16 protein-coding genes and 1 pseudogene are annotated in these 20,448 nt (G+C 63.3%); 9 read left to right on the top strand and 8 right to left on the bottom strand.

All coding sequences use genetic code 11. From position 1 onward, the window contains the following. Positions 1–5: 5 nt before the first annotated feature. Positions 6–1,109, bottom strand: coding sequence for a c-type cytochrome biogenesis protein CcmI (ccmI, locus tag V1273_RS12315; protein WP_334409759.1), 1,104 nt, complete (start codon positions 1,107–1,109; stop codon positions 6–8). Between the two features lie 325 nt (positions 1,110–1,434). Here ccmI and exbB point away from each other — a divergent pair, with 325 nt between their 5' ends. From exbB to V1273_RS12300, 3 genes are read left to right on the top strand one after another with little or no spacing between them, the layout of a single operon-like run. Further along, positions 1,435–2,301 carry a tonB-system energizer ExbB gene (gene exbB, locus V1273_RS12310; RefSeq protein ID WP_442894083.1) on the top strand — a complete coding sequence of 289 codons (867 nt, stop codon included), beginning with the start codon at positions 1,435–1,437 and terminating at the stop codon, positions 2,299–2,301. A 5-nt stretch (positions 2,302–2,306) separates the two neighbouring features. Beyond that, the gene (exbD, locus tag V1273_RS12305) at positions 2,307–2,732 is read left to right on the top strand and encodes a TonB system transport protein ExbD (protein WP_334367934.1); all 426 of its coding nucleotides are present in this window, start codon (positions 2,307–2,309) and stop codon (positions 2,730–2,732) included. A 41-nt stretch (positions 2,733–2,773) separates the two neighbouring features. Next, a complete protein-coding gene (locus V1273_RS12300; protein WP_334409757.1) occupies positions 2,774–3,478 on the top strand; it encodes an energy transducer TonB in 705 nt (234 codons plus the stop codon). Between the two features lie 52 nt (positions 3,479–3,530). Here the strand turns inward: V1273_RS12300 and V1273_RS12295 are convergent, their stop codons facing one another. Then, positions 3,531–6,452 carry a TonB-dependent receptor domain-containing protein gene (locus tag V1273_RS12295; RefSeq protein ID WP_334409756.1) on the bottom strand — a complete coding sequence of 974 codons (2,922 nt, stop codon included), beginning with the start codon at positions 6,450–6,452 and terminating at the stop codon, positions 3,531–3,533. Between the two features lie 469 nt (positions 6,453–6,921). Between V1273_RS12295 and mntR the strand changes: the two genes are divergently transcribed. Continuing rightward, on the top strand, positions 6,922–7,410 hold the full coding sequence (gene mntR / locus V1273_RS12290) for a manganese-binding transcriptional regulator MntR (protein WP_442893818.1): 489 nt from the start codon (positions 6,922–6,924) through the stop codon (positions 7,408–7,410). Positions 7,411–7,431: 21 nt separating this feature from the next. Here the strand turns inward: mntR and V1273_RS12285 are convergent, their stop codons facing one another. From V1273_RS12285 to V1273_RS12270, 4 genes are all read right to left on the bottom strand, one after another. Beyond that, on the bottom strand, positions 7,432–8,838 hold the full coding sequence (locus V1273_RS12285; RefSeq protein WP_334409754.1) for a hypothetical protein: 1,407 nt from the start codon (positions 8,836–8,838) through the stop codon (positions 7,432–7,434). A 162-nt stretch (positions 8,839–9,000) separates the two neighbouring features. Then, positions 9,001–10,374: an ATP-binding protein gene (locus V1273_RS12280; protein WP_334409753.1), complete on the bottom strand. Its 1,374-nt coding sequence runs from the start codon at positions 10,372–10,374 to the stop codon at positions 9,001–9,003. 98 nt (positions 10,375–10,472) lie between these two features. After that, complete coding sequence (locus tag V1273_RS12275) at positions 10,473–11,144, bottom strand: response regulator transcription factor (protein ID WP_028348898.1); 672 nt, start codon at positions 11,142–11,144, stop codon at positions 10,473–10,475. 280 nt (positions 11,145–11,424) lie between these two features. Next, positions 11,425–11,577: a hypothetical protein gene (locus V1273_RS12270; protein WP_176722012.1), complete on the bottom strand. Its 153-nt coding sequence runs from the start codon at positions 11,575–11,577 to the stop codon at positions 11,425–11,427. A 260-nt stretch (positions 11,578–11,837) separates the two neighbouring features. Between V1273_RS12270 and ku the strand changes: the two genes are divergently transcribed. Together ku and V1273_RS12260 are read left to right on the top strand one after the other, a co-directional pair. Further along, complete coding sequence (gene ku, locus V1273_RS12265; protein WP_334382931.1) at positions 11,838–12,803, top strand: non-homologous end joining protein Ku; 966 nt, start codon at positions 11,838–11,840, stop codon at positions 12,801–12,803. Positions 12,804–12,843: 40 nt separating this feature from the next. Next, positions 12,844–13,080, top strand: a complete 237-nt coding sequence (locus tag V1273_RS12260; protein WP_334409752.1) for a hypothetical protein — start codon at positions 12,844–12,846, stop codon at positions 13,078–13,080. Positions 13,081–13,088: 8 nt separating this feature from the next. On the opposite strand, the gene V1273_RS12255 is transcribed toward V1273_RS12260, so the two are convergent. Further along, a complete protein-coding gene (locus V1273_RS12255; protein ID WP_334409751.1) occupies positions 13,089–13,292 on the bottom strand; it encodes a hypothetical protein in 204 nt (67 codons plus the stop codon). Between the two features lie 21 nt (positions 13,293–13,313). Then, positions 13,314–13,478: a Flp family type IVb pilin gene (locus tag V1273_RS12250; protein WP_334367925.1), complete on the bottom strand. Its 165-nt coding sequence runs from the start codon at positions 13,476–13,478 to the stop codon at positions 13,314–13,316. A gap of 291 nt (positions 13,479–13,769) precedes the next feature. On the opposite strand from V1273_RS12250, the gene V1273_RS12245 reads away from it, so the two are divergent. The 3 genes and pseudogenes from V1273_RS12245 (at position 13,770) to V1273_RS12235 (ending at position 20,446) form a co-directional block, all read left to right on the top strand. Further along, on the top strand, positions 13,770–15,404 hold the full coding sequence (locus V1273_RS12245) for a thiamine pyrophosphate-requiring protein (protein ID WP_334409750.1): 1,635 nt from the start codon (positions 13,770–13,772) through the stop codon (positions 15,402–15,404). Positions 15,405–15,432: 28 nt separating this feature from the next. Further along, positions 15,433–16,117: pseudogene (locus V1273_RS12240) on the top strand (type 1 glutamine amidotransferase). A 135-nt stretch (positions 16,118–16,252) separates the two neighbouring features. After that, complete coding sequence (locus tag V1273_RS12235) at positions 16,253–20,446, top strand: GAF domain-containing protein (protein ID WP_334409748.1); 4,194 nt, start codon at positions 16,253–16,255, stop codon at positions 20,444–20,446. The last annotated feature ends 2 nt before the right edge of the window (positions 20,447–20,448 follow it).

Raw genomic sequence — 20,448 nt, 5'->3', positions numbered from 1 at the left:
CGGCTCTATCCATCAAGCCCGAGATTCTTCAGACCTTCATTGAGCTGGCGCAAGCGTTCGGCATCGCCCGCGACCGCCTGGCGCGCTTCGGTGCGCGCGCTCGTCGCCTTGTCGCGTTCGCCCATCACCATATAGGCTCGCACCAGCCGCAACCAACCCTCGACATCGCTGCCGTCCTGCTTCAGCCGCGCCGCCAGCCGATCGACCATGCCGCGGACCATCGTCCCGCGGTCCGCCTCGTTCATGTCCCTGGCCGCGGCCATCGCATCATCGGAGAGCGCCGGCGCGGCGGGGGCGCCGACCCGGGTCAGCGCCGCCTCGATCAACGCCCGCCACGGCGCGTCGGCCGGCGCCTTTGACAGCATCGCCCGCCAAATCGCCGCAGCATCGGCCTTCCGGCCGTCCTGTTCGGCAGCGAGCCCGAGGAAATAGCTGGCCTTGGGATCGTCGGCGTCTTGCGCGACCGCGCGCTCGAATTCGCCCTTGGCCTCCGCCGTGACGACGCCGCCCGCGCTGCCAACCAGCGCCTCACCGAGATCGGAGCGGCGTTCGGCGCTGTCGCCGGCGTGTTGAATCGCGTTGCGGTAGGCCCGGATCGAGTCATCGAACCGACCGAGCCGCGCCAGCACGGGCGCCAGCACGGTCCAGCCGCGACCATCGGTCGGATTCTTCTCCAGATGCGCTTCGACCTGCGCCACCATGTTTTCGAGCGGCTGGCTGGCGTCCGCCATACGGCTGCGCGAGGCGAGCGGGAAGTCGCCGAGACGCGGCGATCCAAGCGCGAGGTAGAACGTCACTGCCGCGATCGGCAAACCCACCAGCGCTACGACAGCCGAGGCACGGCGCAGGCCAAGATTGGCGCGCGCCGGCAGGTTGCGCTCCCCGTCCGCTGCGGCGAGCAGGCGGCGGCCGATTTCGACACGCGCCGCCTCGGCTTCGGACAGGCCGATCAACCCGGCTGCGACATCGCGGTCGATCTCGGCGAGCTGATCCTTGTAGACGACCGCCTCGCTGCCGCCGGCCTGCACAGACGAGCCGCGGCTCAATGGCCAGAGCACGGCAAAAATCGCCGCGACCGTCATCAGCGCGAACACAAACCACAGCGTCATCAAGTAGTTCCCGGGGGCGGAACGGCGCCTTCCCAAGCCAGCGCCGATGCGCCGCTTTACACCACCGGCGGCAAGCCCGGCAATTGACAATTGCGGCAGAAAAGCCGGGAGACCGGCTTGCCACAGCCAGCGATCCGGAGTTCCTCGGCGCAGTTCGCCCTGGCTTCTCCGCCGGACCGCGGCTCGCAAATCCATCAACGGGAAATTGCAGCGGATCCTGCATGCACCGTCGAGACCTCATACCTCGGCCCATAGCGTTTGCACCAAGACGTAGGCGATGCTACACAATGGGGCTGAGACATTAATTGCGTGCAGAGGCAGATTGATGCGATCCTGGAAAGCACTTCGACGTGGCGCTGTTCCCTCCACCCCTGTCAAAATTCCAGTTGACCTGAAACTTCGCCGCAGCGTTCTGCTTCTGTCACTTCCGCTGCTGTTGCTGTCATTTCCGACCGCCGCCCAGGACGCAACGGAAAGGACGGTGATCGCGGCTGCAGCGCTGCCTCGCGATCTCAGCCCCTGGGGCATGTTCATGCAGGCCGACGTCGTCGTCAAAGCGGTGATGATCGGTCTGGCCTTTGCGACCGCGGTCACCTGGACGGTATGGCTCGCAAAGACGATCGAGCTGATCAAGGCGCGACGGAACGCCCGGCACGCCCTGCGCGAGCTCGCCGACGTCCGGAACGTGGAAGACGCCGTGCGGCAGGTCCCCGAGGGCGCAGTTGCCCAGTTGCTCGAGGGTGCCCTGGCAGAATTGAGATTGAGCACCGATCGAATGGACAAGGAGGGGATCAAGGCAAGGATCGCCTCCCGGCTGCAGCAGATCGAGGCGGCGGCAAGCCGGCGCATCGGACTAGGCACCGGCGTGCTTGCGACCATCGGATCGACCGGCCCCTTCGTCGGACTGTTCGGCACGGTCTGGGGAATCATGAACAGCTTCATCGGAATATCGAAGTCGCAAACCACCAACCTCGCCGTGGTCGCGCCTGGAATTGCCGAGGCACTGCTGGCGACGGCGCTCGGGCTGGTGGCGGCGATTCCCGCCGTCATGATCTACAATCTCTTTGCACGCCAGATCGCTTCCTACCGGGCGCTGCTCGGGGACGGATCCGCAGAGATTACGCGACTGGTCGGCCGCGACCTCGATAGCGGCACCATGCTGGTGCGGCGGCACCTCGCAGCGGCGGAGTAGCAGCCATGGCCGCCAGCCTGAACCAAGGCAACGGCGATCTCGCCGAAGTCCATGAGATCAACGTGACGCCGTTCATCGACGTCATCCTCGTTCTGCTTATCATCTTCATGGTTGCTGCCCCGCTTGCGACCGTCGATATCGCCGTCGATCTTCCGGCGTCGAACGCGCAGCCGCAGCCGCGGCCGGACAAGCCGGTCTATCTGACGGTGAAGCCGGACCTGTCGCTTTCCGTCGGGAACGATACCGTGGAGCGGAGCGCACTGCCCGGCGCGCTCGATGCAAGCACCAGCGGCCAGAAGGACACCCGCATTTTCCTGCGCGCCGACAAGCTCGTCCCCTATGGCGAGGTGATGCAGGTCATGAACATGTTGCGGGCCGCCGGCTACCTCAAGGTAGCCCTGGTCGGAATGGAGCAAGCCTCATCGCCATGATGCAGCTTGCGGCCGAAGATCGTTCTGACCTTCGACGATGGATGTTCAGCAGCCTCGCGGTGCTGTGCGTCTATGCCGGATTGACTGCCACGCTCGCCACCTGGCGCGATGTGGATGACACGGTGGCTGCCGAACCTTCGGGCGCGATCGTGGTCGACCTAGCACCGTTGGCCGCAGCACCAGCGACGACGCCGACCGACATTGCGCCCGGCCCGGAGCAGGTGATGTCGGAGGCGCAGCCGGTGGCGAAGTCCGATGAAACGCCGCCCGATGAAACGCCCGAGTTGCCGCCCGCTGCCAATCCGGACGCGGCTGCTTTGCAGAGCAAGCCGCAGCCTGACGTGACGCAGCAGCAGGCGGCGGCCGCCACGACATCAGCACCACCCGCGATCAACGAACGGATCGCACCGGTCGCCGTTGCGCCGACCCAGGGTGTGCCGAATGACAAGAATTCGGAGGCCGTCGTGACATGGCGAACCCAGGTCCTTGCTTTGGTTGAAAAGAACAAGCGGTATCCGGAAGCAGCGCGGTCGCGGCGCGAGCAAGGGACGGCGCAGGTGTCGTTTACGCTTGATCGCAAGGGAATGGTTGTCAGCGCGCGTGTAACTCAAAGTTCGGGATCCGGCGCCCTTGACGAGGAAGCGCTCGCGCTCCTCAAGCGCGCGCAGCCCTTCCCTTCGCCGCCCGCAATGTTTCCCGGCGAATTCGTTGTCGTGAGGCAGCCGATCCGCTTCACGGTCAAATAGGGCAGATAGCAAGCGGCATCCGACCGTCTGATCACAACATCAGTTCGATGCGTTAATCCACGACGGTCGCGCCGCTGCCAAATCTGTAGTTCATCCCGATCCTGACACCATCACTGGTCACCCGCGTGTTGGCGTCAAACGCAACCGCCGTATTGACCGCCACAGGCGGCGTCGAACGCACCGAGCCGAAATCCATGTGGAGATATTCGAGCTTTGCGGTCCAGTTGCCTGCCAGCCGCGTCTCGAAACCGGCGCCGACAGTCCAGCCGAACCGATACAAGTGCCGATCCAGAGACGCGGTGGTTGCGACGCCCGCGTCGTCGAAACCTGCAATAGCCGTTGACGTCGTTATCTTGCCGAACGGAACGCCCGCGGTGGCGTAGGCAAGCAGGTCCGGCGTCACAAGCGTTCCGACGCGGCCGCGAACCGAGGCCACCCACCCCAAGCGATAGTCCAGACTCGCCGTCACGGTGGCGTCGAGCGGAGCGAGCGCCGGGTTGCAGATGTTGCCGGGGCAAGCGGTGGCGCTGCTTCCGCGCTGATTGCGGTATTCGAAATCGCCTTCAATGCCTGCCAGCATCCGGCCCGACGTCCAGTTGTAGCCAGCCTGTCCGCCAATACTGGCGGTGTCGTGCGTGGACGACAGGCGGGCTCCGGCAAGCGAGGCACCGGTTGCAACGTCGTTGAACGCAGCGTTGGTACCGCCCTCACCCCTCAAATATCCAACATTGCCGCCGGCGTAGATGCCCGCCCAGTTCCAGGCCGCCGCTTCGAGCGCGGGGCTCTTGTAGTAGCCATTGCCGGCCGGCCGTCTCGCCGTGCCGATCCAGGTGCCGGGCGGGCCGCTTGGCCGGTCGACCCCGTATTTGACGTTGAGAAACAGCTTGAAGCCACGACCCGGCTGCAGGATCTCGTCCTTGTGGAATTGAACGGAGTTGCGAATGTTGGCGTTGAGCAGATTGTCGCCAACTACCCCGGTCGCGACCTCAACCGCGCCCCACGGCGAATCCTTCCAGAATTTCCGGTGCTCGAGTTGTACTTTCACCAAATCATATCCGGCGGTCGGCGTGTCGAATTGCGGAATGTCGTTCTGCGCAAACGCGTGCAACACGCCGACGCGCGCGAACCAATTGTCGTTGCGCCAGTAGACGCCGCCGCCTAGTCGCATCGGAGGAATGCGCGGCACGTTGCTGCCGTCAGTGAAGGTCGCCCGCACCACATCATATTGGCCATCGAGGCCAAGGGTGCCATTGCCAAGTTGCGCGGCGTCCCACTGCCACGCCAGTTCGCCGCCGCGGAAAGTCGCGTCACGCTGATCGTAGTTGACCTGGATGTAATCGGTGCCGGCGCCGCATGAAGCAAACGTTTCCTGACAAAAGATGCCGGTGGCGCGCGAGAAAATGAACTTGTCGTACGACGTGTAGTAGGCATTCGCGGCGAACCTGAAATCGCCATCCGTACGTTTCAAGCCGATTTCCGCGGTCTGCGCGGTTTCGATTCCGAGGTTCGGGTTGCCGATCTTGAACGTCTTCTCCGAACCGTCGGGACCTTGGGCGAACAGTTCGAGAGCGCGCGGCGCACGTTCGATCCGTTGCAGCGTCAGGCTGGCTTCCAGCGAGGATGGAAGATCCTTGATGATGCCGAAGCTGACGCTCTTCGGCATGAAGTCGAGCTTGGCGGCGGCCCTGCCCGGCTCATCCGGTGGTGGGAGAAAATTCGGCGGGAAAGTGAATGCCGTTCCCGCGACATTGACCCCCTCGATGCGACCCGCCAATTGCGTGCGCAGCGTGTCCGTGTGCCTGACTTCATTGAGAAAGTACGCCGCCGCTGTTCTGGTCTGGGCCGGAAGCAAGATCGCCTGCCCTGCCGTATCGAGTTGCTGGTAGGCGCCTTGCGCGCCAAAAATGCTGGTCAGCGCACCGATTGGCGTGGCGAACGGCGCAAGTTCGAACTCGAGCTTGCCTTCGGTCTGCCGGTTCTTGAAGGTGGCGGTAATCTCCTGGAAGCCGGTGGTGGCTAGCACGGTCTCGTCGTGCCGGTACTCCGAATATCCGGTCCAGTACCTGATCGCGGCAAGCGCGCTTGCGTCCGGTCGATACTCGCCCTTGGAGCTGATCTTGGTTTGCTCGAGGTCGTTGTGCTGGCGGGCTTCCGCGGTCGCAATACCGGGTACGTAGTAGTCGCTGGTGAAACGGGAGACGGCGATGCCGGCATAACCGCCGTCGAAAAGCCAGGAGCCGCCGACCGCCGCGCCTGCGCTTTGCGAAGCGGAATTCGGCTGCTTGCCGTTAAAGGCAGGCGCAGGGATTGGCGGGACCAGATACGGGTAACTCGGGACGCTGTAATCGCCGGAGGAGCGCCCGTAGATGTCAGCGTGAACGGCGGCGTTGCGGCCGCCGGCATCCAGCAACAGGCCGCTCTCCCATCCCTTGTTGACGCTCGTCACACCCGACCTCAGTTCCGCAGCCACTCCCCCGAGCGGCGCAGCGGTCGGAATCCGGTTGTTGTTGACATCGACGACGCCGCCAACGGCTTGCGAGCCGAAGCGGAGCGCACCCGGTCCGCGAATGACGTCGACCTTCTGGATGGCGAGAGGGTCGATCGGCACCGCGTGGTCCTGCGCGATGTCCGACACGTCGACCGCACCGACGCCGTTCTCCTGAATGCGGACCTTTGCGTCCGACAGGCCACGCAAGATCGGGCGCGACGATTCGGTGGCAAGCCCCGCCGATGTTGCGCCGGGCATATTGGTGAACAGGCTGCCGAACCCACCGTTGCTGCTGCCGGTCTGGATCTGGTTGCTCCCGATCGTCGACAGCGGCGCGAATGGCGGATTGAAGGGCGACGTGGGCACGGGCGCGGGCGTTGGGCCCGGCAGCGGTGCCGCCACGGTCGTCGAACGCCGACCGGACTCGCTGCGCGCGGCCCGCCGCGCGGGTTTAGGCTGACGCCCCTCGACGGTCACTTGCGGCATGTCGATTTCCGCCGGCGCGCTCGGCGTGGCTTGCGGTCCGGCCGCCGGGGCCGGCGCGGTCTGCGACGGAGCCTGCTCCGCCGGGGCTTGCCCCGCTGCCGGCGGCGCCGGAGCGGCTGGTTCGGCAGACGGCGCGGCCTGGGGCGTCGGTGACGCGGGCGCTGCGGTTTGCGCTAGCGCCGCGGCGTGGCTCAACCAAACCACGGCCAGTGCCGATGTGCCCGCAAGGGCCATTCGCTTCGCGCGCATATTCATCCCCAACCGATCGCGCTTCAGCAACAGCCACCTGATAAGCCGCAACACCAAAACGTAGGTAAGGCTACATGTTAATGCTGAGCCGTTAACTGTCAAGATGCTGCGAACGAGTCGCAAATGCCAGGCGCCGGCCTGTTGCAGATCGGCGACAAGCCGCCAACTTGCAATGTGGTCGGCAGCACGCCATGGTCGCGCCTCGTCTGGATGGATTCGCCTGGAAGGTGCAGTGGTGCGTAAGCCCTCGACAAATCGGGCCAAACCGATGACGCCGCTGCCCGCGGAACAAACGCAGGCGCGCCGGTTCGGAAAGGCACGATCGGCGCGATCGACCGCGGTTCTGGAAGACTATGTCGAATTGATCTCCGATCTGCTTGGCACGACCGGCGAGGCGCGCCCGACCGACATCGCGCGCAGGCTGGGCGTATCGCACCCGACGGCGATCGACACCATTGCGCGGTTGAAGCGCGAAGACCTGGTTACGGCCCGCCCCTATCGCGGGGTGTTCCTGACCGAAAAGGGCGAGACGCTCGCCAAGCGCGTCCGCGCCCGTCACCGTCTGGTGGTCGACGTCTTGCTGGCGCTCGGCGTTCCGCAGGAAGCCGCGGAGGCTGATGCCGAGGGCATCGAACATCATGTTTCCGATGTGACGCTGAAGGCCTTCGCCGAATTTCTTCGCGGCGCCAAGGATCGACGCAAGGCATGACGCGATAGATCAGAGGCGGCGCTAGCCGGCCTTGCTCGTCTTACGCTCGCCGGTCATGGCATTTTCGGCCGCCCGGCTCATCAGCGACGCATAATCATGGCCGAACAGGATTTCGCAGAAGCGGATCGCCGCCTTGGCCTGCATCTGCCGGTAGGCGCGCGCTCTGGTGTCGGCGCCGCGCAGCGCCTGTACCAGGCTCTCGGTTGAATGCTCGACGTAATGCTGCAGGTCGGAATAGGTCCGCAGAGTGACCTCGTTGATGGCGAGTTCGCTGGCATAGGTGCGGCACACCGCCACGAAGTCGATCAGGGCGGCGATCTCTTCGACCTCCGCGGCGTCGATCTTCGGCGCCGAAGCGATATCCTTGTCGGCGCGCTGACGCAGGATGCGGCGGACCCGGCCGGGCACGCTCTCGATCTCCGACTGCAGCGAATTGGAAATATCGGCGCGGATCGACGTGAGCTGGCGGCCCCACGCGGAATCGTTGCGCAGATCGAGCTCGGTGCGCAAGCCCCGCACGCCATCATGCAGGATTTTCAGTTGATCGCCGACATTGTCGAAATGGCCGCGCCTGATGTCCGTGCGCAGGCAGGCCGTGAGAAACGAGAGATCGTGCAGCGCGATCGTAACGGCGATGCCGTAGGGCGTGGCCGCCACGCGAATCTCGTCGTCGGAGGCCGCCATCCTGACCGCGAGACGGATGATCTGCCACGGCGCCACCAGCCGCTGCATGATCAGCGACAGCGCGAACGGCAGCAATTGCGGTGTCTGCAACGAGGGCACGTTGAGCGCGGACGTCGCCGTCTCGAGCTGGGAGGGCGTCAGCGCCCGAATCTGGCCCGGAAGCCGACTGCCGAGCGTCTCCATCGCCTCACGGGCCCGCAGCACCGCGCCGATCGACAATAAATCCTCGACAACGTTTGGCGGACCGATGCGCGAGAGCGCGCGATGCCTGTCGTCTCCCTGCACCGGAGTGGCGATCTTGACGATCGCCTCGGCTGCAGCGAGCTGGAATTTACGGGTCGCGGCTTCGAGACCTGCGGTGGAGCCGCTCAGCCTGATCTCGCCGAGTGTCGTTTCGAATGCGCGCACGGCCTCGGGCGCGCCGTCGCGGCCCAGCCATTGCCAAACCGGCAGCAGCGACGCGCGCCGGATCTGCCCGGCGCGCACCGGAAAATTGCCCTCGACGAGAAATGGCTCGAGTGGACCGTACAACAGCCGCGCCGGGTCGTCGGTCCGCGGACGCGCCTCGTCGTCTTCCTCGGTCCCGCGCACGACCTTGCGCAATTGCTCAAGCACGAAATTGGCGACGGCGAGGTCTTCCCCGCGCTCGATGGCGCGCTCGAACTCCCGCATCAGCAGCGCCTGCGATTGAGGCGGGAGCTGGGCGAGATAGTCCCTCAGCCGCTCTGTCGATGTCTGGCTCATTCGCCTGGTGTGGATATATTTGTGTCACGCGGACGGCAAAGCGCGTCCACCGCCGATTTTAGAAGTGTGCGCGTTAAGAAGCCGTTTAGGAATAACGAAATCGCCCTGGGCCGTGCCGGATAGCGCCCCTTCAATCCCAGGCAATTCAGCCCGATAGGACGTTCATATCCCCGGCAACACCAGCTCTGCCCGCAGCCCGCCGATCGGGGCGTCGCCCAGGACGAGGCTACCGCCATAGAGGCCGGCGAGATCGATCACGATCGAAAGCCCGAGCCCGGAGCCCGGCTTGGATTCGTCCAGGCGCTGGCCGCGCCGGGACACCTGCGCGCGCTCGGCAGCGGACAATCCACGGCCATCGTCATCGACGATGATCCGCAGCCGTGGCCCGGTGCCTGATACGACCGGCAATTCCGCGCGCACCTCGATGAATACCTGCGAGGCCGCCCATTTGCAGGCATTGTCGACCAGATTGCCGGCCATCTCCTCAAGATCCTGGCGCTCGCCGCGGAACTTTGCCTGCGGGTCCGCCTTGACCGCGATCGTGACACCACGATCCCGGTGGATCTTTTCCATGGTCCGCCGCAGCGCCTCGATGGCGGGCGCGACCTCGGTGACAGTGCCGACGATGGTGACGCGCGCGGCGATGCGTGCGCGCTCGAGGTGATGCGCGACCTGATCCCGCATCACAAAAGCCTGCTCCAAAACCTTGTTCGCAAAGGGATCCACCGTGTGGGCGGAGGCCTCGTTGACGATCACGGACAGCGGCGTCTTGATGGCATGGGCAAGGTTGCCGACATGGGTGCGGGCGCGTTCGACGATCTCGCGGTTGGCGTCGATCAGGGCGTTGGTCTCGCGCGCCAGCGGCGCGATCTCGACCGGAAATTGGCCCTCAAGCCGTTCGGCGCGTCCGGAGCGGATGTCGGCGATCGATTCCGAAATGCGCTTGAGCGGGGCCAACCCGAAGCGGACCTGGAAGATCGTGGTCAGGAGCAGCACGATGCCGAGCGCTGCAAAAGTGCCGCCGAGGTAATAATCGAAGGCGCGGATTTCGTCGAAAATCTCGGATGCGTCGCCAGCCACGCTGACCAGAAACTTGCCGTCGGCGCCGAGGTCGACCGGCCGTTCGACCACCCTCAGATCCTGGCCCTCCGGACCGTCGACGTAGCCGAGACGGATCCCGGCCGGGGTCAACTCCGCACCGATATCCTCGAGCTTCGGCAGCTTCTTGTCCCACAGCGAACGCGAGGCCTTTGTTTCGGCCTTCTCGTCGGTCCGGACGATCTGCCAGTACCAGCCGGACAAGGGCAGTTCGAACAGCGGTTCGCCGAGCGACTGGAACTGTTGCTCAGGCGGCTCGTCCGGCGTTGCGACTTCGGCGATCAGGGTGCGGAGGTAGAGGTTGAGGCGGCGATCGAAGGCGCGCTCGGTCGCGTTCCGGTAGACCGACGACAGGATCACGCCGGTGATGACCAGGATCACGACCACCCACGCGGTCGCCGACAGGAACAACCGCGTGGCGAGCGAACTTCCGCGCATCAGAACAAGATCCCGAAAAGCGTATCCCCAGCCTCCAATCCTGCGGATGGAGACCGGCCTTCGGATAAGATCATGCTCGAATAAAAGAGCAAGGCTCATCAGGCGCCAGGCGACGGCGGCGTCAAGAGATAGCCGAGCCCCCGCACGGTCTGGATGATGTCGACGTCGAGCTTCTTGCGGATGCGGCCGACGAACACCTCGATGGTGTTGGAGTCGCGGTCGAAGTCCTGGTCGTAGAGATGCTCGACCAGTTCGGTGCGCGACACCACGCGCCCGGTGTGATGCATCAGATAGGCCAGCAGCCGGTATTCGTGCGAGGTCATCTTGACCGGATTGCCCGAGACGCTGACCCGCCCGGTGCGGGTATCCAGCGAGACCGGGCCGCAGGTCAGTTCCGACTGGGCATGGCCGGTGGAGCGGCGCAGCAGCGCGCGAATGCGCGCCAGCACTTCTTCAAGGTGAAACGGCTTTGCGACATAGTCGTCGGCGCCAGCATCAAAACCCTGCACCTTGTCGCTCCAGCGATCGCGCGCGGTGAGGATCAGGACTGGCATGGCGCGGCCGTTGCGGCGCCACGCCTCCAGGACCGAGATGCCATCCATCTTCGGCAACCCGATGTCGAGCACGACGGCGTCATAGGGCTCGCTGTCGCCCAGATAGTGCCCCTCCTCGCCGTCGAACGCGCGATCAACCACATAACCGGCATCCGTCAAAGCCGTCGTAAGCTGACGGTTGAGATCCGGATCGTCCTCAACAACAAGCAGGCGCAAGCTGGCCTCCAATAGTGAGCCCTACAATATCAGTTCTCATGATGAGGCTCAGCGGGGTGAACGGGCCATGAACGACGTACACCGGGCAGTGCGACTTTTTCGTCATGACGCTTTCCGCGGGCCCGGGTACGCCCCCAAACCGCAGGCCCAACGCCTAACATGCCCGATCGGAGGCCCCAAGGGGGCCGGCAGGTTGCTTGCGGCAATGGCTCCCGAAAAGCGGGACCCACGGCCCAGCCGCGCGGATAAACACCCAGGTCGCGCAGCCTCGGTCAGTCCCTTATGTGCGGAAGAATATGAACCAGACGATGCCAAGGATCAGAATCGCGAGCCCGGTCGATACCGTCAGGAGTGCAAGCACGGACGGACCGGGTTCAGCTTGGCGCGCCTCGGTCGGGGTTTCGACGATCTGGCCATGTCGTTTCGTTGCCATGGGGACCTCTTCGAGTAAGTGCCTGTAATGTCAGCGAATGCTCCGACACCGGCTGTGAAAGCAACGCATGATCAAAAGTGATGTTCCGGGTATTTGGGCCGTGTCGCGCGGTCGCCGTGTTAAAAAGGTCGCAGGTCCGGCTCAGAACGGGCCCCTCGAGGGTTAACGCCGTTCCGAGATTCCGCAGCCCGGCATGTTTGAGACGGGGTGATCCGGTGGTATCCTTCCCGTTCGTCTGTTGCGTATTTTCGGAGTAGCCCATGGCCCCTCGCGCCAATTGGAAGGGTTTTCTGCGCCTGTCGCTCGTGACCTGTCCTGTCGCCCTCTATCCGGCGACGTCGGACACCGAGAAGGTCTCGTTCAACCAGATCAACCGCAAGACCGGCCACCGCATCAAATACGCCAAGGTCGACGCCGAGACCGGCGAGGAAGTCGCCAGCGAAGACATCATGAAGGGCTACAAGATCGATACCGACACCTACATTGAAGTGTCGAAGGATGAGCTAGACGACATCGCGCTGGAATCGACCCGCACCATCGAGATCGACGAATTCGTTCCGAAATCCGATATCGACGGCCGCTATCTGATCCGCCCCTATTATCTCGTTCCGGACGGCAAGGTTGGCCACGATGCATTTGCGGTGATCCGTGAAACCATCCGCAGCATGGACAAGGTCGCGATCGGCCGCGTGGTACTGACCAACCGCGAGCACATCATAGCGCTGGAGCCGCTCGAGAAGGGGCTGATGGGAACGCTGCTGCGCTATCCCTATGAAGTGCGCAACGAGACGGAATATTTCGACGATATCCAGGACGTGAAGATCACCAAGGATATGCTTGATCTGGCAAAGCATATCGTCGAGCAGAAATCCGCCTCATTCGAACCCGAGCAATTCGAGGACCGCTACGAGCAGGCGCTGATCGATCTGATCAACCAGAAGCGCAACGGCCTGAGCACGAAGGCCAAGGCGGCGCCGAAGACCAGCGGCAACGTCATCAACCTGATGGACGCGCTGAAGCGCAGCATCGCCAGCGAGAAAGAGGCCGCCCCTGCCGCCGCCAAGGCCAAGGGCAAGAAGCCGAAGAAGGCCGCCGCCGGCCAGCGCGAGATGCTGTTGCCGATCAGCGGTAGCGGAAAGCGCGCCGCCAAGGAGACGGCGAAGGAAGCACCGAAGAAGGCGGAAAAGCCGGTGCGTACCGCCGCCCGCACCAAGAAGGCCGGATGATCGGGCAAGGAGCGCGATAGATAGCACCATCTAGCGCGCGATGCCGTGGTCGACGCCGTTCGATGATCCGATACCGCTTCGCAGCGGCCGTAAGCTCGCGACACTGCAGCAGGCCGCCGACTATGTCATGACCTTGCCGGAGAAAGTGCAGCACGAGGCGCACTGGCAGGTCGCGGTGGAAAATCTGATCAACGCGGCCGAGACCGGCGGCGGCTGGATGATGTTCGCGCGGATCGCGATGCTGCGGGCCCTCAATGCGGACCCAGAAGACAAATAGCGCCGGTTTCAATCCCCGCCGCCGTCCCCGTCCCCGCTGCCAAAGTCCAGCCCGCCATCGCAGCCACCAGACGACCGGTCGTTGACCATCCAATCGATCAACCAGGCTGCGACCAATATCACGGAGAACACGCGCCACGGATGTTGCTGGACGTAGGCCAGAATTGATGGCCCCCAGGATACCAACAGCGGCCCAAACAGCAGTTCCAGCATGATGTCTGTGCGGCCTTGCCGCTACTTGAGCCCGGTGCTGACGTCGGTGAATATCTCGCGGAGCACGATGGCGATGCCGTCGACGGCGGCGACGATCACGATGCTGAGGCCGACCGCAATGAGGCAATATTCGATGGCGGTAGCGCCGCATTCATCGTCTACAAATCGTGCCAGTAATCGACGCATAGACAAGCTCCTGTCGACGCTCCCCCCCCCCCGGACTTTCTCCCGCGCCATACTGATTAAACTCTAGGGCGGAACCGTTGAAGAGGCCTTGAAGAACAGAATGAACGATTGATTAAGGCTGACGAGGAACCGCGCCCCTGTTGACGGTCGATCGCGGCCAAAGGCTACGAAACGCATATCAGCACTTCCGCGCGCACGTGCAGCTTCGCTTTACCTCGCGTGGAAATCCTGTTCCTACTGTCGCAAATTGGCCGGACCCAAACCGGCCTGCATCCAGGGGGAGAGACCGTCATGAAACTCGGCGCCGCCATCGCGGAAATCATGAAACGCGAGGGAATCGAAATCCTCTGCGGCTATCCGGTCAATCATCTCATCGAATATGCCGCCAATGCCGACATCCGCCCGGTGATGGTGCGGCAGGAGCGCATCGGCGTTCACATGGCGGATGCTATCTCGCGCGTCACCTCGGGCCGTTCGATCGGCGCGTTCTGCATGCAGCACGGGCCCGGCGCCGAGAACGCGATGGGCGGCGTGGCGCAATGCTACGGCGAATCCGTCCCCGTGCTGGTGCTGCCGATGGGCTATGCGCGCAGGCTCGCCAATATCGACCCGAACTTCAATTCCAGCCAGGCGATGAAGGCGTTCTCGAAGTCGTCCGAGCCGATCAACATCGCGGCGGAAGTCTGCAACATCTTCCGGAGAGCGTTCACCAAATTGAAGAATGGCCGCGGCGGACCGGTCATTGTCGAAATCCCGGCCGACATGTGGAACGAGGAAGTGCCGGAGCCTCTCAACTATACACCGGTGCTGCGCACCCGTTACGGCGCGGATCCCCTGCATGTGAAGGAAGCGGCCGCCCTGCTCATCGCCGCGAAGCGTCCGGTGATCTATGCCGGTCAGGGCGTGCATTACGCAAAGGCCTGGCCGCAGCTCAGACGGCTGGCCGAGCGCCTCGCCATTCCCGTCACGACCAGCCTTGGCGGCAAGTCGTCGTTTCCGGAGACGCATCCGCTATCGCTGGGCTCGGGCGGCCTCGCCGTGCCACGCGCGGTGCCGAAATTCTTGGGCGACGCCGACGTGATCTTAGGAATTGGCTGCTCGTTCACCGAAACCTCGTTCGGCATCGCCATGCCGAAGGGCAAGACCATCATTCATTCCACGCTCGATCCGAACCATCTTAACAAGGATGTCGAGGCCAAAATCGGTCTGGTTGGCGATGCTGCCCTGGTGCTCGATGCCTTGCTGGAAGAGATCGGCAAGACTGTTACGTCCGATCGCGACGCAACCGCGGTCGCCGCCGAGATCGCCGCCTCTCACAAGGAATGGCTGGCGAAATGGATGCCGAAGCTGACGCATAACGAAGCGCCGCTGAACCCTTATCGGGTGTTGTGGGACCTGCAGCACACCGTCGACATCAACAACACCATCATCACCCACGACGCCGGCAGCCCGCGCGACCAGCTTTCGCCGTTCTGGAAATCGGTCGAGCCTCTGTCCTATATCGGCTGGGGCAAGACCACGCAGCTCGGCTACGGCCTTGGCCTTGCGATGGGCGCCAAGCTGGCAAAACCCGACAAGCTCTGCATCAACGTCTGGGGCGACGCCGCGATCGGCTTCACCGGCATGGATTTCGAAACCGCGGTGCGCGAACGCATCCCGATCATGTCGATCCTCTTGAACAATTTTTCCATGGCGATCGAACTGAAGGTGATGCCGATCTCGACCGAGAAATACCGCTCCACCGACATTTCCGGCGACTACGCCGCGATGGCGCGCGCGTTCGGCGGCTATGGCGAGCGGGTGACGAAGCCGGAAGACATCATCCCCGCCATCAGGCGCGGTATCCAGAAGACACAGGAAGGCGTCCCGGTGCTGTTGGAATTCATCACCAGCAAGGAGACCGAGGTGTCAAGGCCGGGGACCTGAGGGTACGCAGAGAGACCATCAATCGCCGATGTCGCGCGTCACCATCATCGAAACCGGGCTGGTCAGTCCCAAAAACCGCGAACTCTACGGATCGTATCCGCAGATGTTCGAGCAGATGATCGGCGCCGCCGACGCCGACTTCACCTTCAATACCGTCCGCATTCCCGCTGGCGATCCGCTGCCGGACATCGAAAGTCTGGAGGCGATCCTCATCACCGGCTCCGCGGCCGGCGTTTATGACGGGTTCGAGTGGATCGCCCCGCTCGAGAACTTCGTGCGCGCAGCCCACGAGAACAAGGTGCCGATGGTCGGCGTCTGCTTCGGCCATCAATTGATCGCACAGGCGTTGGGCGGCACCGTGCGCAAGTCCGAGAAAGGCTGGGGCATCGGGCGGCACGTTTACGACGTGGCGCCCGGCAACGGCGTCGTCGAAGGCCCGCGCATAGCGCTGGCCGCCTCGCATCAGGATCAGGTCGTCACGCCGCCCCCGGGCGCCAAAACCATCCTGTCATCGGCATTCACCGAATATGCCGGACTGCTCTACGCATCCGGAATTCTCTGTCGACTACGCGCTGGCCTGCTGCGAGATAGCCGGGAGCAAGGGCCATGCGCCCGACGGCCTTGTCGCAGCCGCAAAAGCCTCGCTCGCTGAGCCCTTGGAAGGCGCAAGACTTGGGGGCGCAATCACACGTTTCCTCGCCCGATCAAGGTGACGTGAGCACCGAAAGGCCGTCTTAAGACCTCTATGAGCGCTGGCTCTAAGGCTTCCGGGATGAAATAATCCGGTTGGAACCGCGGCGCGAGGGGCCAATCGGTCATGCCCCGCGCTTCGGGCATGGATAGTTGGAATGGCGACGCTTCCCGAGAACAAGTCGGTCGCGATCGATGAGCTGGAATCGGCCATCACCGAGATGGAGTCGCGCCTCGAATCCGCCCGCGCCGAGCGCGACGAGGCGAAGGCACGCCAGATCGAGCTTGAGATCGAGAACGCAAATCTGCGTCGGGAACTGAACCTCGCGCGGGACCGCCAAGGCGCCACGGCCGGCATCCTGAAGGTCATCGCTGGATCGGCTGCCGATGTTCAGCCAGTGTTCGAGGCGATCGTCAACAGCGCGGCAAAGCTGTTCGAACCCTGCAGCGCGACAATCACAACGTTCGAAGACGGCGAGCTGCACTGGAGTGCGACAGCAGCTTCAATCACCGGCTTTGATGTCGATCGCGCCCGCTCGGTATATCCTATTCCGTTCGATCCGGACCGCTCTCCTTCGGCTCGCGCGATTCTCGAACGTCGCATCATTGAGATCCCCGACGTTACCGCTCCCGACACACCGGAGTTTACGCGCAAGGCCGCAATCGCCGGCCGTTTTCGATCCATTACTTTCGTGCCGTTGATCGATCAAGAGCAAGGCATCGGTACGATCATCTTTACCCATCCGCAGGCCGGATTCCGTTTTTCGGAAGGGCAGCTCGCGATTGTCCAGACCTTCGCCGATCAAGCCGTGATCGCGATCCAGAATGCGCGGCTGTTCAACGAGACGCGCGAGGCGCTGGAACGGCAGACGACAACGGCCGAAATCCTGAAAGTGATCGCCTCCTCGCCCTCCGATGTGGAGCCGGTGTTCGAAGCCATAGCAGAAAGCGCCAAGCGTTTGCTGGTCGGGTTTTCGACCACGGTACTGCATTTTGTCGACGATGAACTTCATCTGGTCGCCTACACCCCGACGAACCCTGAGGCCGATGAGGCGCTGAAGGCCTCGTTCCCGAGGAAGCTCGCGGAGTTCCCGATCTTTGAGCTGGTTCGCAGCGGCGAGACCATTCAGTTCGCCGATACGGAGGCCGAAGGTGTGCCGGAGGCGAACCGGGAATTGGCCCGCCTGCGCGGCTTTCGCAGTGTGTTGTTCACCCCGCTGATGAACCAAGGCACGCCAGTTGGCATCATCAGTGTCACCCGCGCCGAGCCCGGCGCCTTCGCGCCGCATCACGTCCAGCTGCTGCATACGTTCGCCGACCAGGCGGTGATCGCGATCGAGAATACGCGACTATTCAACGAGACAAAGGAGGCGCTGGAGCGGCAGACCGCCACCGCCGATATCTTGAAGGTGATCGCCTCCTCGCCCTCCGACGTGCAGCCGGTGTTCGAGGCGATCGCGCACAGCGCCAACCGCCTGATCGGCGGCTTCTCTGCCGCTGTGTTCCGCTACAGCGACGACAGGATTCATCTGGCTGCCTTCACGCCGACCGACGCGGAGGGCGATGCCGTGTTGCAAGCCTCGTTCCCGGTCCCGCTCGCGGAGTTTCCGCCCTACCAGCTGACGCGCGACGGCGCGCCGGTGGAATTGCCCGATACCGATCTCGAACCGGCGGCGCGCGACATCGCGCGCGCCCGCGGCTACCGCAGCATGCTTTTCGCACCGCTGATGAATGACGGCGCGGCGATCGGCATCATCACCGTCACCCGCGTCGCGCCCGGCCCGTTCGGCGAACAACATACCCGCTTGCTGCAGATGTTCGCCGACCAGGCGGTGATCGCGATCAAGAATGTTGGGCTGTTCAACGAGGTGCAGCAGCGGACCAATGATCTCAGCGAGTCCTTGCGGCAGCAGACGGCGGTCGGCGACGTGCTCAAGACCATCAGCCGCTCCACCTTCGACCTGCAGCCGGTGCTCGACACGCTGGTGAATTCAGCCGCGCAGCTCTGCGATGCGGATATGGCCTTCATCATGCGCCGCGTAGGCGACGAATATCGGGCGGGAGCCGCCGTCGGCTACACTGAGGCCTATATCGACTTCCTCACGAATCATCCACTGGCCGTCGACCACGGCACGGTTACCGGCCGCGCCGTGCTCGAGAGGCGCCCGGTTCAGATCGAGGATGTCGTGGCTGATCCCGAATACACACTGCATGAAACGACCACGCTGGCCGGCCAGCGGACGACGCTCGGCGTGCCGTTGTTGCGCGAGAACGAACCGATCGGGGTGATCGTACTGGCGCGCAGGCGGGTCGAGCCGTTCACGCAGAAGCAAATCGACCTCGTCGCCACTTTCGCCGACCAGGCCGTGATCGCGATCGAGAATGTGCGCTTGTTCAACGAGGTCCGGCAGCGCACCAGCGATCTCTCGGAAGCCCTCACCTACCAGACCGGCAGCGCCAATATCCTGCGCGTCATCGCCTCCTCGCCGACCGACGTCGGGCCGGTGCTCGATGCCATTGTCGAGAGTGCCTGCGAGCTTTGCGACGCCAATGATGCTATCGTCTATCTGAAAGAAGACGATCACCTGGGTTACAAAGCACATCATGGCCCAATACCCGTCATTTTTGGCGAGAAGCGCGCGATTAACCGTGACTATGTCGCAGGGCGCTCGGTTGTGGACAAGATGCCGATACATGTGAGCGACGTATTTTCGGAGGACGGCGCCGAGTTTCCGGAAGCGCGAGAGCTGTCGCGAAGCGAAGGCATTCGTAGCATTTTGAGCGCGCCGCTGCTGCGCGAGAACGAAAGCATCGGCGCGATCCTGCTCAGGCGTACGGAGGTGCACCCGTTTACCGACAAACAGATCAGCCTGCTGCAGACCTTCGCCGACCAAGCCGTGATCGCCATCGGCAATGTTCGGCTATTTGAGGAGGTGCAGCAGCGTACGCGGGAGCTGTCCGAATCCCTGGAGCAGCAAACGGCGACGTCCGAAGTGCTTGGTGTCATCAGTCGATCAGCAGGCGATCTGGAACCGGTATTCCAAAGTATGTTGGAGAATGCGACCCGCATTTGCGGTGCGCAGTTCGGACTCATGAATCTCCGCGAGAATGACAATTTTCGTACCGTCGCTTTCCACAATGTCCCGCCGGAATTCCTGTCGGCGAGGAAAGATAGTTTCCGCGTACGGCCTGATGGTATCCTCGGGCAAATCGTGCGGACCAGGCAGGTCGCACACACACCTGATCTCAGCGCTTCCGCGCTGTATGCCGAGGGTGACCCGCCGACCCGGCACCTCGTCGATCTTGCAGGTGCACGAACCATTCTCGTTGTTCCGATGCTCAAGGACAGCGAACTGGTCGGCACGATCGGAATCTACCGCCGGGAAGTCATGCCGTTCAATGAGAAGCAGATCGCACTGCTGACCGGTTTTGCCAACCAGGCGGTCATTGCGATCGAAAACACACGGCTGCTCAAGGAGCTGCGGCAGCGAACCAACGATCTCTCGCAATCGCTCCACGAGTTGCGCACCGCGCAGGACCGCTTGGTGCAAACCGAAAAACTCGCTTCGCTCGGCCAGCTCACTGCGGGAATCGCCCACGAGATCAAGAACCCGCTCAACTTCGTCAACAATTTTGCCGCCCTTTCAGCCGAGTTGACCGAGGAGCTGCACGACGCGCTCGGGCAAGCCGCGGTGAGCGAGAAGATCCGCGCGGAAGTGGATGAGCTGACGGAACTCCTGAAGGGTAATCTCGAAAAAGTCGTACAGCACGGCAAGCGCGCGGATTCCATCGTCAAGAACATGCTGCTGCATTCCCGCGAGGGCGGCGGCGAGCACCGGCCGTCCGACATCAACGCACTGGTGGATGAGAGCCTCAACCTCGCCTATCACGGCGCCCGCGCCGAGAAGCCCGGCTTCAATGTGACGCTGGAGCGCGACTTCGATCCAGCCGCGGGCCAGATCGACGTGTTCCCGCAGGAGATTACCCGCGTGTTCCTCAATCTGGTCTCCAACGGTTTCTACGCCGTGACCAAGCGCAGGAAGGAAGGCGGCGAGCCTGGTTTCGAGCCGACGCTGCAGGCCAGCACCAGAAACCTCGGCGATGCCGTCGAAATCCGCATCCGCGACAACGGCACCGGCATTCCGCCCGAGGTAAAGGAGAAGATGTTCAACCCCTTCTTCACCACCAAGCCGGCCGGCGAAGGGACCGGTTTGGGACTATCGATGAGCCACGATATCATCGTGAAGCAACATGGCGGCACCATTGAGGTGGATACTGAACAAGGCCATTTCACTGAATTCCGTATCGTGTTGCCGCGAACAAGCAATTTTGCAGAAAAGTCCAGAGGATAGCC

The sequence above is a fragment of the Bradyrhizobium sp. AZCC 1721 genome, assembly GCF_036924715.1.
In the GTDB taxonomy this organism is placed as follows: Bacteria; Pseudomonadota; Alphaproteobacteria; order Rhizobiales; family Xanthobacteraceae; genus Bradyrhizobium.
This window is presented reverse-complemented; position numbering and strand designations above follow the sequence as displayed.